We start from the raw sequence: 14,281 nt of genomic DNA, 5'->3' as shown, positions 1-14,281 counted from the left end.
TTTCAGGAGAACGATGATGGGTTGCATGCACTACAAAGGCTACGATGCCGGTGTTGAATACGATGCGTATGACCAGATATTCGTCGGTCGTGTACTCGGCGTGGTCGATATCATCAGTTTTCACGCCAGCACCTTGCCTGGGTTGCACATGGCATTTCAACAAGCCGTAGACGACTATCTTTCCGATTGCACCATCAAGCTGGAACCCCGCTGACTGCGTGCAATTTCTTCCTGTACGGCAAGCACACCCTCGGGTTCAATGGGCTCCCCTGAATTCGTCCAGAGTGTGCCATGCCCTTCTCCAACGGTTTCCTGCTCAGCCTGTCCCTTTGCCTGGATATCGGCATCGCCAATATCGCCATGATCACCCTGGCCATGCAGCGCGGGTTCCTCCAGGGGTTCTGGCTGGGCCTGGGCACCTGTGTCGGCGACCTGGTCTACGCGATTGCCGCGCTGGCCGGCATGACCGTGCTGCTGCAGTTCGAAAGCGTGCGCTGGACCCTGTGGCTGGGCGGCTCGGCACTGCTGGTGTGGTTCGCCCTGAAGATGCTGCTGGCGGCCTGGCGCGGCGGGCACCTGGAGTCGCGGGGCGAGGTGGTGGTGGAGTCGGGCTGGCGCGAGTTCCTGCGCGGGATCTTCCTGGCCATGTCCTCGCCCAGCGCCATCCTCTGGTTCGCGGCGGTGGGTGGGGTGCTGATCTCCAGGTCCGGTGGCGGCAGCCTGCTCGACGCTGGGTTGTTCCTGGGGGGCTTCTTCGCCGCCGGGCTGGTCTGGTGCCTGTCGCTGTGCGGCATCGCCAGCCATGGCGGGCGCCTGCTCGGTGATCGGCTGCTGACGTGGTCCTACCTGCTGTCGGCGGCCATTTTCTGCTATTTCGCGGTGTATGTGATTGTCTCCGGTTATCGCGAATTCATTCTCGCTGCATCCGTTTGAGTGCTCGTTGCGGATGTGTGGCGCGAACTTGTGCGTTGTTTTGTTTATAAGTTTGTTTAGATATTTTTAGGTTTGTGGGACGCCTCCTACTTTGTGTTGGGAAGCGTCTTATTGATTATTTTGTACGGGTATCTATTTGGCGTTATTTAATATAAAAACAAATTGAAATAAATTCGTGTTTCTCTTTTAAAATCATTTATTTGTGTGTGGGTGCGCAAAGGTTGCGCACTTTCATTGCCTTATGCTTCAGGTACTTCTCAACGGCTTCAACGCGCCCCGTACTTGCACTTTCGTGTGGGTGCGGCGCCGTGAGCGTACCTGGCATAAGGATGGCGAATGTTCGGATCAGGAGATCAGCCCCGATTCACCTTGCAGATCCACGGTGTTCAAACGGATTTGCAAGTATTGCGTTTCACCGGCAAGGAGGCGCTCGGCACGCCTTACCTGTTTGCAGTCGAACTGGTCAGCGAAGACCCGGCCATCGACCTGGAACACCTGCTGCACAAACTGGCGACCTTGCAGATCGGCGGCGACGGCCAGTGCATCCACGGGCAGATCGCCTGCGTCTCCCAGGGCGACACCGGCGCACGGCTGACCCACTACCGGCTGGAGCTGGTCCCACGCCTGGCCTACCTCGAACACAACCGCGACCTGCGCATCTTCCAGCAGCAGACCGTGCCGCAGATCATCGCCGCAGTGCTCAAGGCCCACGGCATCCTCGCCGACGCCTACCGCTTCCAGCTCGGCCCCACGGTCTACTCCAAGCGCGACTACTGCACCCAATACGACGAGACCGACCTCGCGTTCATCCAGCGCCTGTGCGCGGAGGAGGGGCTGCACTACCACTTCGAGCACAGCCCCGACGGCCACCTGCTGGTGTTCGGCGACGACCAGAGCGCCTTCCCGCGCCTGGCCCGGCCGACCCGCTTCGCGCCTGACAGTGGTCAGGCGCGGGACCAGCCGGTGGTCAACCAGTTCGGCGCGCGGGTGGCGGCCCGCACCGCCCGGGCCAGCCGGCGCGGCTACGACTTCGAGAAGCCCAACCTGGTGCTGCACGGCGCGCATCAACCCGAGCTGCCCGTGCCCCAGCCGGACGTCGAGGACTACGGCTTTCCCGGGGATTTCACCGACCGCGACGGCGCTCGCCATGTGAGCCAGCGATCCCTCGAAAGCCTTCGGGCCGACTACCTGCAAGCCGAGGGCAAGAGCGACCAGCCGGCCCTGCGCAGTGGTTACTTCTTCACGCTTGAAGCGCATCCCCGGGACGCCTGGAATGCCCTGTGGCTGCTGGCTGAGGTCACCCACGAAGGCCATCAGCCACAGGTCCTGGAAGAGGCCGGCGGCGAAGGCGGGGCGGCGACCTGGCAGGGCTATCGCAACCAGTTCAAGGCGCTGCCCTGGGGTACTCCCTATCGGCCACCGGCCCCCGGCCAACGGCCACGCATCCACGGCGCCCAGACCGCCAGGGTGACCGGCCCGGCAGGCGAGGAGATCCACTGCGACGCGTTTGGCCGGATCAAGGTGCAGTTCCACTGGGACCGCGACGGCCAGCGCGACGAAAAGACCAGCTGCTGGCTGCGCGTGGCCAGCAACTGGGCGGGCAACGGCTACGGCAGCCTGGTCATTCCCCGGGTTGGCATGGAAGTGCTGGTGGCGTTCCTCGACGGCGACCCCGACCGGCCGGTGGTCGCCGGCTGCCTGTACAACGCCGCGCACCTGCCGCCCCTGGAACTGCCCGCCAACAAGACCCGCAGCGTGTTCAAGACGGCCAGCTCGCCGGGGGCTGAGGGCAGCAACGAACTGCGCATCGAGGACCGCCAGGGGCAGGAGCAGATCTTCATTCACGCCCAGCGCGACTGGGAGCAGAACGTTGGCAACGACCAGCGCGTTCAGGTCCGCAACGAGCGTCACGACGCTGTGCACGGCGATGTCCACAGCGAGTACCACGCCCAGCAACACCGCACCGTGCATGGCGACCGCAAGACCGAGTTGCGCGGCGACGATCACCTGAGCATCGCCAACTCCCGGCACATGAAGCTCGGCCAGGCATTGCTGGTCGAGGCCGGGCAGGAGGTCCACCTGTCAGCCGGCAGGCGGCTGGTGCTCGATGCCGGCTGCGAGGTGGTGCTGCGCGCCGGTGGCGGTTTCCTGCGGGTCGATGCCAGTGGCGTGACACTTAGCAAAGCCTACTGTGTCGACGCCAACGGACAGGTCGCCGGTGGCACCCCAGCCATGCCGCTGCCGCCGGGCGCCACCGCCCAGGCCGAGCAGGCGGTGACAGGCCGGCCGCTGACCCAGGCGCAGCTCGACACCTTCCGCCGCAACGCCGCGTTCTGCGAAGAGTGCGAGCGGTGCAAGGAGGGCGCCTGTGAACTGTGAAGCCCTCACCCCCGAAGCCTGGCTCGCGACCAATCCCCTGGCCGATGGTGAACGCCTGTACGTGGTGTTCGGCAGCGTCAGCGAGGCCGACGCGCTGGCGGCCTACCGCCGCCACGACGGCCTTCAAGTGCCCATGCCGTTGTGGAAAGGCACCCCTTACGCCGGCTGGCTCGAAGCCATGCCCTACCTGGTGGAGGCCGCGCCCCAGGGCGAGTTCCTCGCCTGGTGCGGCACGGTCCGCTGCCGTGACTGGGGCTGGCTGGCGGTGTCGTCGCACCCGCCCGCGCAGGTGTTCGACTACCTGCGCAGCCTGACCCAGGTGAAGCTGCCGGACGGCACCGCCGTGTTCCTGCGCCTGTGGGACGGCCACCAGTTGCTGGCCCTGCTCGACCACGAACAGGTTGGGTCGCCCGCGTTGCTGCCGGTGTTCAGCCGGGTCTGGAGCAACGGCCAGGCGCGCTCGCTGCGCCAGGCCGCGCGTTTGAACATCGAGCCATTCCCCTGGTGGCCGGTCAGCGCCGAACTGCTCGAGCACCTGCACCGGCGCGACCCCGGCCCGGTCATCGACAACCTCATGCAATGGCTGCGCGAGGTCCACCCCGATCTCTACTTCGCCCTCCCCGAGGCCACCCTGCGCTGCAAGGTCGAGCGCCTGGCCCTGGGTGCCCCGCTCGACACGCCAGCCATGGAACGGCTGCTGGCGCACGTGAACAAGGACATCACCCCATGAGCCTCCTGATCTACGCCAAGTTCCTCTACGACAACCTCGACGCCCGCAAGCCCGACGGCCCGGCGCGGATCACCCATTTCCGCCAGCACAGCCTGGCCACTTTCGAAAAGTTGCAGGACAGCCTGTGGCTGGGCTGGGCGCTGAACCTGGAGCAGGAGCTGCGCTTCACCGACAGCGAGGGCAACGAGGTGCTGCGCCAGGCCAAGGGGCTGGGGGCGCGCGCGATCACCGGCTACGCCAATTGCCCGGCCAATGGCGTGCTGAACATCGTGCACCGCTTCGAGAGCCTGGCCTTCGTGCCCATCGGCGGCACGCCCTACGCGCTGGTGGAGCAGGTGCCGCCAGGCCAAACCCCGCAGCGCTTCGAGGGCCAGCTCGACGAACATGGCCGGGCCACCATCAGCGGCTGCCACGCCAACCGCCGCTATACATTGTTGTTCCACCCCAAGGTCGGCCCGGCCGAGATCCAGGCGCTGCACGGCTCCTACGACGGTCTGCTCGACCAGCTCAAGGGCTGGCTGGACAGCGAGTGGACCGAGCGCATCGGCCCGTACTGGGACCGCATGCCGCCGGTGGGCTCCTCGCAACGTCTGAAGGACATCAACGCGGCGATGTACAAGGGCGTGAGAAGCGTGTTGACGAACCTGCTCGACGACCTCAAGACCCTGGTCAAGCTGCTGTTCAACCTCGATGGCGCCCGCGACAAGCTGTTGCAGCACATCAGCGAGGCGGACTTCCAGAAGCTCAAGGCCCAGGCGGCCAGCCTGCTGCACACCGCCAACCTGATGCTCCACGACGAGCTGCTGATGTTCTTCTACGCCACCGCGATCCTGCAGTGGCTGGCCCTGACCCCACCCGAATGGCAGGCCCAGGCTTTCGCCATGCTCAACGCCGGCCTGTTGCTGGACGTGCTGCTGGGCGTCGTGCTGTCCGGTGGCCTGGGCCTGGCGTTCCGGCTGACCGCCAAGGGCCTCAAGCACGCGGGTGGCGTTGCCAGCGACCTGCTCGGCAGCCTGCAGCGGCTGATCGACCTCAGCCGCGACCACGCCCTGGCGGCCCATGCCCGCCTGGCCAAGCCGTTGCTCACTGGCGGCAGCGTCGAGGTCAACAGCGCGGCCAAGGTGCCGCTGGCCATCAAGAGCGCCCCGCAAGAGCTCGACATGGTGGTGGACGACGCCGTCTCGGTGGTGCGCGGCAAGCGCCAGGCGGCGCTGCGGGTGGAGCCGGAAGCGGACCTGCCCGACGCCCCCAGCCAGCCCCGCACCCCCAGCGACAAGCCCGCCCAGCGCGCCGACGAGACCGTCACCAACCGTTGCCCGGTGTCGATGGTCACCGGCGAGGAGCTGCTCACGCTGCAGGATGCCGAGCTGTTCGGCGTGCTGCCGTTGGCCTGGGTGCGGATGTACCGCACCAGCGCGGCCGAGATCGACCACGGCCTGGGCCCCGGCTGGAGCCACAGCCTGTGCCACCAGCTGCAGGCCGACGGCCAGGGCGTGGTGTGGTGCGACCACGAGAACCGCCGTACCCGCTTCCCGATGCCTGACAGCCGCCGCCCATTCATCTGCAACAGCTTGAGCAACGCGGCGATCTTCCTCGGTGAGGCCGAGGGCGAACTGGTGATCGCCGAGGCCGGCGAGCGCCCGCGCTACCTGCATTTCATCGATGGCCGCCTGGTCGCCCTGAGCGACGCCTACGACAATCGCCTCACCCTCGGCCATGACCGCGCCGGCCGCCTGGAACACGTCGACAACGGCGCCGGCAACCGCCTGTACCTGGCGTACCAGGGCAGCCGCCTGGTGGCGCTGGAGCTGCAGGTGCGCCAGCCGCTGCTGGACGCGAAGGGGCGCGAGCAGTCGCCCTGGGTGCGCGTGGCGACCCTGGCCAGCTACCACTACAACGACGCCGGGCAACTGGTCGAGGCCGGCAACGGCCTGGACGAGCGCGAGCGCTACCGCTACGACGCCGCCAACGTCATCCTCGAGCGGCGGCTGGCGGGCGGCGCGGCGTTCTACTGGGAATGGGAGGGCGAAGGCAAGCAGGTCCGCTGCGTGCGCCACTGGTCCAGCGTGCCGGGCCTGGAGGCCCGCTACCAGTGGGACGGGCAGGGCGCCGTCACGGTGCACAACGCCGACGGCAGCCAGCAGGTGTACCAGCACGACGACAAGGCCCGGCTGGTGCGCCAGGTCGACGCCGACGGCGCCGAGCACCACAAGACCTACGACGACCACGGCCGCCTGGTGGCCGAGCGCAATCCCCTGGGCGCCGAAACCGTCTACAGCTACGACGAAGCCGGGCATTTGCTGTCGGTGCAGCCCGAAGACGGCGAAGCGACCCACTATCACTACCGCGACGGCCATGTCTGCGAAGTGCGCCGTGGGCAGGCGCGCTGGCTGTACCAGCGCAATGCCCAGGGCGATGTGATCCGCCAGACCGACCCGTGCGGGCAGGTCACCGGCTACCTCTACGATACACAGGGGCGCCTGGTCGGTATCCGCCAGGCCGACGGCAGCCTGCACGAGCTGGGCTGGAGTGCCGCCGGGCAACTGGTCAGCGAAGCCCTGCCGGGCGGCGGCTCGCGGCGCTACCGCTACGATGCCCTGGGCCGCCTGGTGATGCGCCAGCGCGAGAACGCTTCGGTCACCCAGTACAAGTGGGACCTGGCCGGGCGCGTCAGCGAGGTGTCGTTGCCCGGCGGCGGCGTGCGCCGTTACGAATACAACGCCTATGGCCGGGTGACCGCCCAGCGTGACGAACTGGGGCGGGTGACCCGCTTCGAGTACGACGACGGGCTGCACCTGCCGTCCCGGCGCATCGACCCCGATGGCAGCTTCCTCAGCTACCGCTACGACAATCCCCAGCTGCAACTGTCGGAGGTGGTCAACGCCCGCGGCGAACACTACCGCCTGGCCTACCACCCCAACGGCCTGCTCGCCGAGGAGACCGGCTTCGACGGGCAAGTCACCCGCTACCGCTACGACCTCAACGGCCAGTTGCTGGAAAAGGCCGAGCACGGCGAGACCGGTGAGCCGTGGCTGACCCGCTACACCTGGGACAAACAGGGCCGCTTGCTGGTCAAGACCCTGCCCGACGGGCAGCAGGTCGAGCACCGCTACGACGCCCTCGGCCGCCTGGTGCAGGTGGTTGACGGCCACTGGCCGCTGGCCTACACGTATGACCTGTGCGACCGCCTGGTGACCGAGCACCAGGGCTGGGCGACCCTGCACTACGGCTACGACGCCATGGGCCGGGTCAGCCACTGCCGGCTGCCCGACGGCAGCCGCCTGGACTACCGCTACCAGCCCGGCGACCACCTGCAGGCCATCGACCTCGACGGCCAGCGCCTGACGGCCCATCGCACCCAGCACGGCCGCGAAGTGGCCCGCCAGCAGGGCGACCTGCTCAGCCAGTTCCAGTACGACGGCCAGGGCCGCCTGCTGGCCCAGCGGGTCGATCGCAAGGAAGGCTCGGTGTTCCTGCGGCGTTACCACTACGACGACAGCGGTAACCTCACCCGCCTGGAGGACACCCGCCGCGGCACCCGCACCTACCAGTACGACCCCCTGGACCGCCTGACCGCCGTGCGCGGCGAACTGGCCGAGTACTTCGTCCACGACCCCGCCGGCAACCTCCTGGCCCAGAGCGGCCTGCGCGGCGACCCGCGCGATGTGCGGGTCGAGGCCAACCGCCTGCTGATGCACGGCGACAGCCACTACGACTACGACCGCTTCGGCAACCAGGTGAGCGAGCGCCGCGGCCATGGCCAGCAGTTGGTCACCCATTATCACTACGACAGCCAGCACCGCCTGGCTTGCGTCGACCTGCCCGATGGCCGCCAGGCCCGCTATCGCTACGACGCTTTCGGCCGCCGCGTGTCCAAGGCCGTCGGCGACACCGTCACCACGTTCATCTGGCAGGGCGAGCGCCTGTTGGCCGAGCACTGCCAGGGCCGCTGGCGCAGCTACGTCTACGAGCCCGGCGGCTTCCGCCCCATGGTGATGTTGCTGCGCGACGGCGATGGCCCCGCCGAAACCCTGCACTACCACCTCGACCACCTCGGCACGCCCCAGGAGCTGACCTCGAGCAGCGGGCGCGTTCGCTGGTCGGCGCGCTACCGCGCCTACGGCCATGTCCTGCGCCTGGACGTGGACCACATCGACAACCCCCTGCGGTTCCAGGGGCAGTACTACGATGAAGAAACCGGGCTGCATTACAACCGACACCGTTATTACAACCCACAGACAGGGCGGTATCTAACGCCGGATCCGATTGGATTGGCGGGTGGGGTCAATGGGTATTTGTATGGTGTGAATCCGACGGGGTGGGTGGATCCGTTGGGGTTGGAGGCGTGCTGTCCGGAGGTATTCACCTATCGGGGAATGCCAGTTAACAAGGGGATAAAGCAACACATGGAGAAGTTTGACGGCTTTACCCAGAAGCATGGAGTTAAAGGAGCGCATAGTCGTAGTGAGTTTATGAGAGTGGTGGATGAAAAACGGTTGCGCGTTATTTCGGAAACGCCAGGTGATGTTAAGGGTATTACACAGGTATTTTATGAGGGAAATGCTTTGGATAGAGGTTTGAATGTGGTTGGTATTAAGAAGTTTGGTACGCCAAAAACGCTTTATGACGATCTTCAGTACTCAACGGATAGGGTTTATCTTAATGGTCTAAGAGCGGCGTTGAAAAAGTATCGGGATGCAGTTGCGGAAGGTGCGACTAGTTATAGCTCGTCCTATAATGGTATGACTTTTAGAGTTTACTTGGATAAGGACACTAAGGCGGTGTCAAATTTCCATCCGGCTATCAAATAATTTTCGGGAGGCTTTATGTTTAGTGAGAATGATTTGGGGGTAATGGGGGCTTGCATGCTTGATTTCAATTTGTGTAAAAGCTTGGAGCGTGACAGTTTTATTGGTGTTTTGCTTGAGAGGCTGTTAAATCTTGAAGGCATTGGTACAGAAATGTCGGGGGTCTTCCTAGGATGTGATAGCGACCCGCGCAGCATTCCAGACTATTTGGATGCTGATGGGTTTTGTATGTCGTTTGAGTATATGGATGAGTATGTTGTTTGCTCTATGCGTGATGGTGCGAAGTATATAGAGGAGTGGTGTGATAAAAATGTAGTCTTTGAAAGGGAGTCAGTGGTTTGTCTCTGTAAAAAGCTGGTGGGACTTTACGGTGGCATGACTGATCTTGTGCGTAGTGATGTTCCGAAAAGCAGCTTGTTGGATTTTTATCTTTGCTCCAGTTTGCATGTGGATAGCCATATTGGAGTTTTGTTGGAGTGTCTTTTGAGCTTCGATGGTGTGGGGGTAGGTATGTCGGGAGTGTATCTGGAATGCGATGAGGATCCAGATAATATCCCGGTTTACCTGAATCCTGAAGGGGCTAATATGTCATTTGAGTTTATGGAGGAGTACGTTGTTTGTTCTATGTCTGTTGGGGCTTGTTATATTCGTGATTGGTGTGGGAAAAATGTCCGTTCTGAAGAGATTGGTTCTGAAAGGTCAGTGGTAATGGCTGCGTGTGATAAGTTGGTAGAGCTCTACAAGGGGTATGATGACGCTAGGGTTGGTGTTTAAAAAGGTATTGGTTTAGTAATCCACTATGGAACGGGTTTCGAAGGGGCTTGATGACGTACTATGGGGCGCCGTCAGATGTGTGTGCGCGAGTTTCCGAACTGCTAGGTCTAGCTGTTGAGGAGATGGGGGAAGATTGGGAAATAATTCTGGCCGACATTTCCTTGATTTCTCCGGCAATTCATATTCTTGAAGAGTGTAAGGAGTCTTGGATGGTTAGGGCTGCTGTCGGATGTATTTTGGTGGAGAGCTTGTATGGATATATGTTGGATGAGGGGGGTAATCATTTTCTGCATGAGAAAGCCTACTCTGCGCTTCGTGCGGATTCAGAGGTTATAAATGCTGTGAGGGATTTTTGGATTGGAGGTGGGGTTCGCAGTGTATACATAAGGGGTCTATTGTTGAAATAGTTAAGTTAAATCTGGGGCTTGCAGGGGCAATCTGGAGAAGGGTAAGTCCCTGCTCGCAGGGGTACTCTCAGGTCTGTCGAGCAGTTCCGTAAACGGGATAGTAACTTCCGCTACATAGCAATGTTTCTACGCGACGGCGATGGCCCCGCTGAAACCCTGCACTACTACCGCGCCTACGGCCATGTCCTGCGCCTGGACGTGGACCACATCGACAACCCCTGCGGTTTCAGGGGCAGTACTACGATGAGGAAACCGGGCTGCATTACACGGGGTGGTATCTGACGCCGGATCCGATTGGATTGGCGGGTGGGGTCAATGGGTATTTGAAGGGGGTAATATGATTGGCGCTAACGATGAGAAGGTAATGAAAGCTTGTATGGATGTTTTTGAAGTGACGAGTAGCTTGGAGTGCCGGAGTTTTATAGGTGTTTTGCTCGATGGGCTTCTGGACTTAAAGTGTGTTGGGTTGGAAATGGCAGGTGTCTATCTTGGGTGTGATAGTGATCCTCTCAGTATTCCCGACTATCTGGATATTGAGGGTTTTGATATGTCGTTTGAGTATATGGATAGGTATGTTGTTTGCTCTATGGTTGAAGGTGCTAAATTCATAAAGGAGTGGTGTGGTGCTAATGTGCTCGCGGAAAGGGAGAGGGTAAGTAACTCTTGTGATAAGTTGGTGAGCCTTTACGGTGGTATGACTGTCCTTGTTAAGAATGAAACTCCTAAAGATTGCCTTTTGGGTGTTTTTCTTTGTTCTGAATTTGGTGTGAATGGTTGCATTGGAGATCTGCTTGAGTCTCTCTTGAACTTCAAGGGAGTAAGTGTAGGTATGTCTGGGGTTTATCTGGGGTGTGATGAGGATCCGGAAAATTTCCCAGCGCATTTGAGTGGCAAAGGGGTTGAGATGTCATTTGGTTATATGGGTGAGTACGTCGTTTGTTCTATGTCTGTTGGGGCTTTTTATATCCGTGATTGGTGTGAAAAAAAACCTCCGCTCTGAAAGTGTTGGATCTGAAAGGGTGGCGATAATGGCTGCCTGTAATAGGCTGGTGAAGCTCTATGAAGATTTTGATGATGCAAAGCATGGATTTTAGAAGGTTATACTGTGTTGCATGGGTGTAATTAATTTTTATTTTGTGAGGGGCTTAATGTTTACTTGTGATGAAGAAGGGGTGATGAGGGCGTGTATGCAGATTTTTTATGTGTGGGATGGGGCGTGGTATGAAAGTGATATGGATGTTCTACTTGATGGGCTTCTGGATTTTGAGTGTGTGGGGTTTGAGGTGGGGGGAGTATTTGTTGGGTGTGATAGTGATCCTCTCAGTATTCCGGATTATCTGGATATTGAAGGCTTTGATATGTCATTTGAATATTTTGATGAGAGTGTTGTTTGTTCGATGGCTGAGGGGGCTAAGTATATAGAGCGGTGGTGTGATGCGAATGTGATTACAGACTGGGAAAGGGTAAAGGATTCTTGCAAAAAATTGGTTAGGCTGTACGGCGGCGTGAGTGATCTTGTTAGGAGTGAAATCCCTAAAAACTGTCTTATGGATATTTATCGTTGTTCCGGTTCGGGTGTGGATAGTTGTATTCTGGGTCTGCTCAAGTCTCTCTTGGCTTGCAAAGGGGTAAATATAGGTATGTCTGGAGTGTATCTGGAATGCGATGAGGATTCGGGAAATATCCCGGTGTACCTAAACCCTGAAGGGGCTGAGATGTCGTTTGAGTTTAAGGGGGAGTACGTCGTTTGTTCTATGTCTGTGGGGGCTTTCTATATTCGCGATTGGTGTGGGAAAAATGTCCGCTCTGAACGTGTTGGCTCTGAGAGTGTGATGATAATGGTTGCCTGTAATAAGTTGTTTAAGCTCTATGGGGGTTTTGATGATGCAAGATATAGATTTTAGGCGGTTGTGAAGTGCTTGGTTTGTGTGTCTGGCTAGTTTTATAATTTGTTTTTGGGTTTGTAGGGTTGTTTGGCAGATTTTAGGGGGTAAGTAGTTGTGCTGTTGGTTGTGTGTTTCTGATGCTTGATAAGCTATTGGTGTGTGAGGGTGTTGCTGTTGAAGAATCTAGTATTTATTAAGAATGTGATGAGGATTTCAGATGGTTCCCTCGTACTTGGACGGTCGTGAGGGAGTAGGGCTGATACGTAATTGGTTTGAGGAAAACGAAGCCGAAAGCCAGGTGGAGATCCTGGCCAAGTGTGCTCAATTGATCGAGCTATTTGCATAAGGAGGCGGCAATTAGCCAGAAGGCTCCTTGAACCTATAGCCCGAATCCCCCGGATTGACGCAAACGCAAGCTGCCACTACCGTGCCTCCAAGCCCCAAGGCAACGCGCAGCCCCGCCCGAAAGGTTCCCTGGAATGCGCCCACCGAGACCTGCCCCCATGCCCCAGCCAACCCCCGCTCGCTTCGAGGACGGCCGCACGCTGCACCTGGCCGGTTTGTCCAACCGTTACGACTTCTCCCGCCTGGCCGAACTCAAGCTGCTCTGGCAGCGCTTCGCCCCATGGCTCGGGCGTGTCCCCGGCCAGCACGGCCACGACAGCTACGGCGTGTGCCACAACCCCGACGGCCAAGGCGCGTTCGACTACCTGGCGGGTGTCGAGGTGACCGGCGCGGCCACACTCCCCGAGGGCTTCACCACCCTCGTCCTGGCACCCCAGCACTATGCGGTGTTCGAACACCGGGGCAGCCTTGAGTGCATCAAGACGACCTTCGACGCCATCTTTACCCAATGGCTGCCAGCCTCGGGCAAGCGCCAGGCCGACGCCGCCGTCTTCGAGCGCTACCCGGCCGGCTACGACCCGACGGCCCCGCAAGCCCTGATGGAAATCTGGATTCCCCTGGAGCGATCATGATTCACCCTTGTACCAACCCGACCACCCCGGCCTGGCTGCACCTGCGCAGTGCTCTCTGGCCCGACAGCGCGGCGGCCGAGCACCTGGCGGAAATGGCCGATATCGCCCGCCGCCCCGATACCTTCGTGGCCCTTTTGGCGTACGACGAGCAGGGCGGGGCGCTAGGGCTGGCCGAGGCGTCGGTGCGCCATGACTACGTCAATGGCAGCACTACGTCGCCGGTGGCGTACCTCGAAGGCATCTTCGTCGAGCCGGCCCGGCGCGGCCAGGGCATCGCCCGCCAGCTGATCGCGGCCGTCGAACGCTGGGCGGCCGGCAAAGGTTGCCGCGAACTGGCCTCGGACGCCGCACTGGACAACCTTGGCAGCCAGCATATGCATGCGGCCCTGGGCTTTGCCGAGACCGAGCGGGTGGTGTACTTCCTCAAGCCGGTCACGCCCCTCGACTGAAAATGTGCGGGCAGTTGTCGATTTGCCGTTTTCCCGTTCGACCAGTGTTGAAGGCGCCGGAATGCCCTGGCGCCACTTGCTGAAGATGCTTCGGAGAAAACACCGATGAACACCGCAGCCGAAAACGAAATTCGCCAGTTGATCGCAGGTTGGATCGAGGCCGTGCGCGAGCGCGATGTGGCGCGCATCGTCGCCCCCTACGCCGACGACATTCTTGCCTTCGACGCCATCCAGGCCCTGCAATTCAAGGGCAAGGCCGCCTACCGCGCGCACTGGGAAATGTGCATGGGCTACTGCACCGGCCCCATGGTGTTCGAGGTGGCGCAACTGGCCGTGCATGCCGACGGCGACCTGGGCCTGGCCCACTGGCTCAACCGCTGCGGCCCGGCGGACGACGAAAGCCAGTGCGGCTTCATGCGCGTCACCGTGGGCTACCGGCGCAACGCCGGGCAGTGGCAGGTGATCCATGAGCACTGGTCGGCACCGTTCGACATGGAAACGCAAAAAGCGCTGTTCGATCTCAAACCCTGAACGCCGTCGACCGCCTATCGCCACCTCACCCTGGAGACGATCATGAAATACCTGTGCCTGGTCTATTGTGACGAGGGGTTGCTGCACAGCCTGCCCGACAGCCCCGAAGACGCCGAATGCATGGCCTACGCCGAGTCCATCCAGGGCTCAGGGCGGATGCTCGCCGCCGAGGCGCTCAAGCCCGTGCAAACCGCCACCACGGTGCGCGTGCGCGGTGGCCGCATGAGCCTGACCGACGGCCCCTTCGCCGAGACGAAAGAGCAGCTGGCCGGCTTCTACCTGGTCGACGCCCGTGACCTCAACGAGGCGCTGAACATCGCCAAGGGCATCCCGGCCGCGCGAGTCGGCAGCGTCGAGGTGCGGCCGGTACGCGAACTGCAACCCTGAACCGGATGGAGAACGACAAC

At 61.0% G+C, this 14,281-nt stretch carries 12 protein-coding genes and 1 pseudogene; all 13 read left to right on the top strand.

Going from position 1 to position 14,281, the window contains the following annotated elements:
• Positions 1–16: 16 nt before the first annotated feature.
• The 13 genes and pseudogenes from PSEEN_RS18425 to PSEEN_RS18370 all read left to right on the top strand — a co-directional run bounded on the left by PSEEN_RS18425 (position 17) and on the right by PSEEN_RS18370 (position 14,261).
• A complete protein-coding gene (locus PSEEN_RS18425) occupies positions 17–214 on the top strand; it encodes a hypothetical protein (RefSeq protein WP_083789192.1) in 198 nt (65 codons plus the stop codon).
• A 77-nt stretch (positions 215–291) separates the two neighbouring features.
• Entirely contained in the window at positions 292–933 is a 642-nt protein-coding gene (locus PSEEN_RS18420; RefSeq protein WP_011535069.1) for a LysE family translocator, read from the top strand.
• Positions 934–1,269: 336 nt separating this feature from the next.
• Positions 1,270–3,312, top strand: a complete 2,043-nt coding sequence (locus tag PSEEN_RS18415; RefSeq protein WP_011535067.1) for a type VI secretion system Vgr family protein — start codon at positions 1,270–1,272, stop codon at positions 3,310–3,312.
• Positions 3,302–4,042, top strand: coding sequence for a DUF4123 domain-containing protein (locus PSEEN_RS18410; protein ID WP_011535066.1), 741 nt, complete (start codon positions 3,302–3,304; stop codon positions 4,040–4,042). The genes PSEEN_RS18415 and PSEEN_RS18410 overlap by 11 nt, the downstream gene beginning before the upstream one ends.
• Positions 4,039–8,853, top strand: coding sequence for an RHS repeat-associated core domain-containing protein (locus PSEEN_RS18405; protein ID WP_011535065.1), 4,815 nt, complete (start codon positions 4,039–4,041; stop codon positions 8,851–8,853). The genes PSEEN_RS18410 and PSEEN_RS18405 overlap by 4 nt, the downstream gene beginning before the upstream one ends.
• 54 nt (positions 8,854–8,907) lie before the next feature.
• The gene (locus tag PSEEN_RS18400) at positions 8,908–9,624 is read left to right on the top strand and encodes a hypothetical protein (protein ID WP_158020266.1); all 717 of its coding nucleotides are present in this window, start codon (positions 8,908–8,910) and stop codon (positions 9,622–9,624) included.
• 569 nt (positions 9,625–10,193) lie between these two features.
• Positions 10,194–10,354: pseudogene (locus tag PSEEN_RS27380) on the top strand (RHS repeat-associated core domain-containing protein); the annotation flags it as partial.
• A 14-nt stretch (positions 10,355–10,368) separates the two neighbouring features.
• Positions 10,369–11,031 carry a hypothetical protein gene (locus tag PSEEN_RS26335; protein WP_011535062.1) on the top strand — a complete coding sequence of 221 codons (663 nt, stop codon included), beginning with the start codon at positions 10,369–10,371 and terminating at the stop codon, positions 11,029–11,031.
• Positions 11,032–11,143: 112 nt separating this feature from the next.
• On the top strand, positions 11,144–11,935 hold the full coding sequence (locus PSEEN_RS26330) for a hypothetical protein (protein WP_231845279.1): 792 nt from the start codon (positions 11,144–11,146) through the stop codon (positions 11,933–11,935).
• A gap of 485 nt (positions 11,936–12,420) precedes the next feature.
• Entirely contained in the window at positions 12,421–12,894 is a 474-nt protein-coding gene (locus tag PSEEN_RS18385; RefSeq protein WP_158020265.1) for a GyrI-like domain-containing protein, read from the top strand.
• Positions 12,891–13,343, top strand: coding sequence for an aminoglycoside 6'-N-acetyltransferase (gene aac(6') / locus PSEEN_RS18380; RefSeq protein WP_011535059.1), 453 nt, complete (start codon positions 12,891–12,893; stop codon positions 13,341–13,343). Before PSEEN_RS18385 ends, aac(6') begins: the two co-directional genes overlap by 4 nt.
• Positions 13,344–13,448: 105 nt before the next feature.
• A complete protein-coding gene (locus PSEEN_RS18375) occupies positions 13,449–13,874 on the top strand; it encodes a YybH family protein (protein ID WP_011535058.1) in 426 nt (141 codons plus the stop codon).
• 42 nt (positions 13,875–13,916) lie between these two features.
• Positions 13,917–14,261 (top strand): YciI family protein, encoded by a 345-nt coding sequence (locus PSEEN_RS18370; RefSeq protein ID WP_011535057.1) that lies wholly within the window; start codon positions 13,917–13,919, stop codon positions 14,259–14,261.
• The last annotated feature ends 20 nt before the right edge of the window (positions 14,262–14,281 follow it).

The sequence above is a fragment of the Pseudomonas entomophila L48 genome (assembly GCF_000026105.1).
Classification (GTDB): Bacteria; Pseudomonadota; Gammaproteobacteria; order Pseudomonadales; family Pseudomonadaceae; genus Aquipseudomonas; species Aquipseudomonas entomophila.
This window is presented reverse-complemented; position numbering and strand designations above follow the sequence as displayed.

Excerpts from the sequence above, each read along its gene's own strand:
- PSEEN_RS18400 (WP_158020266.1), top strand. The coding sequence starts at position 8,908 with ATGCTTGATTTCAATTTGTGTAAAAGCTTGGAGCGTGACAGTTTTATT.
- PSEEN_RS18425 (WP_083789192.1), top strand. The coding sequence starts at position 17 with ATGGGTTGCATGCACTACAAAGGCTACGATGCCGGTGTTGAATACGAT.
- PSEEN_RS18370 (WP_011535057.1), top strand. The coding sequence starts at position 13,917 with ATGAAATACCTGTGCCTGGTCTATTGTGACGAGGGGTTGCTGCACAGC.
- PSEEN_RS18405 (WP_011535065.1), top strand. The coding sequence starts at position 4,039 with ATGAGCCTCCTGATCTACGCCAAGTTCCTCTACGACAACCTCGACGCC.
- PSEEN_RS18420 (WP_011535069.1), top strand. The coding sequence starts at position 292 with ATGCCCTTCTCCAACGGTTTCCTGCTCAGCCTGTCCCTTTGCCTGGAT.
- PSEEN_RS18415 (WP_011535067.1), top strand. The coding sequence starts at position 1,270 with ATGTTCGGATCAGGAGATCAGCCCCGATTCACCTTGCAGATCCACGGT.
- PSEEN_RS26330 (WP_231845279.1), top strand. The coding sequence starts at position 11,144 with ATGGGTGTAATTAATTTTTATTTTGTGAGGGGCTTAATGTTTACTTGT.
- PSEEN_RS26335 (WP_011535062.1), top strand. The coding sequence starts at position 10,369 with ATGATTGGCGCTAACGATGAGAAGGTAATGAAAGCTTGTATGGATGTT.
- PSEEN_RS18385 (WP_158020265.1), top strand. The coding sequence starts at position 12,421 with ATGCCCCAGCCAACCCCCGCTCGCTTCGAGGACGGCCGCACGCTGCAC.
- PSEEN_RS18375 (WP_011535058.1), top strand. The coding sequence starts at position 13,449 with ATGAACACCGCAGCCGAAAACGAAATTCGCCAGTTGATCGCAGGTTGG.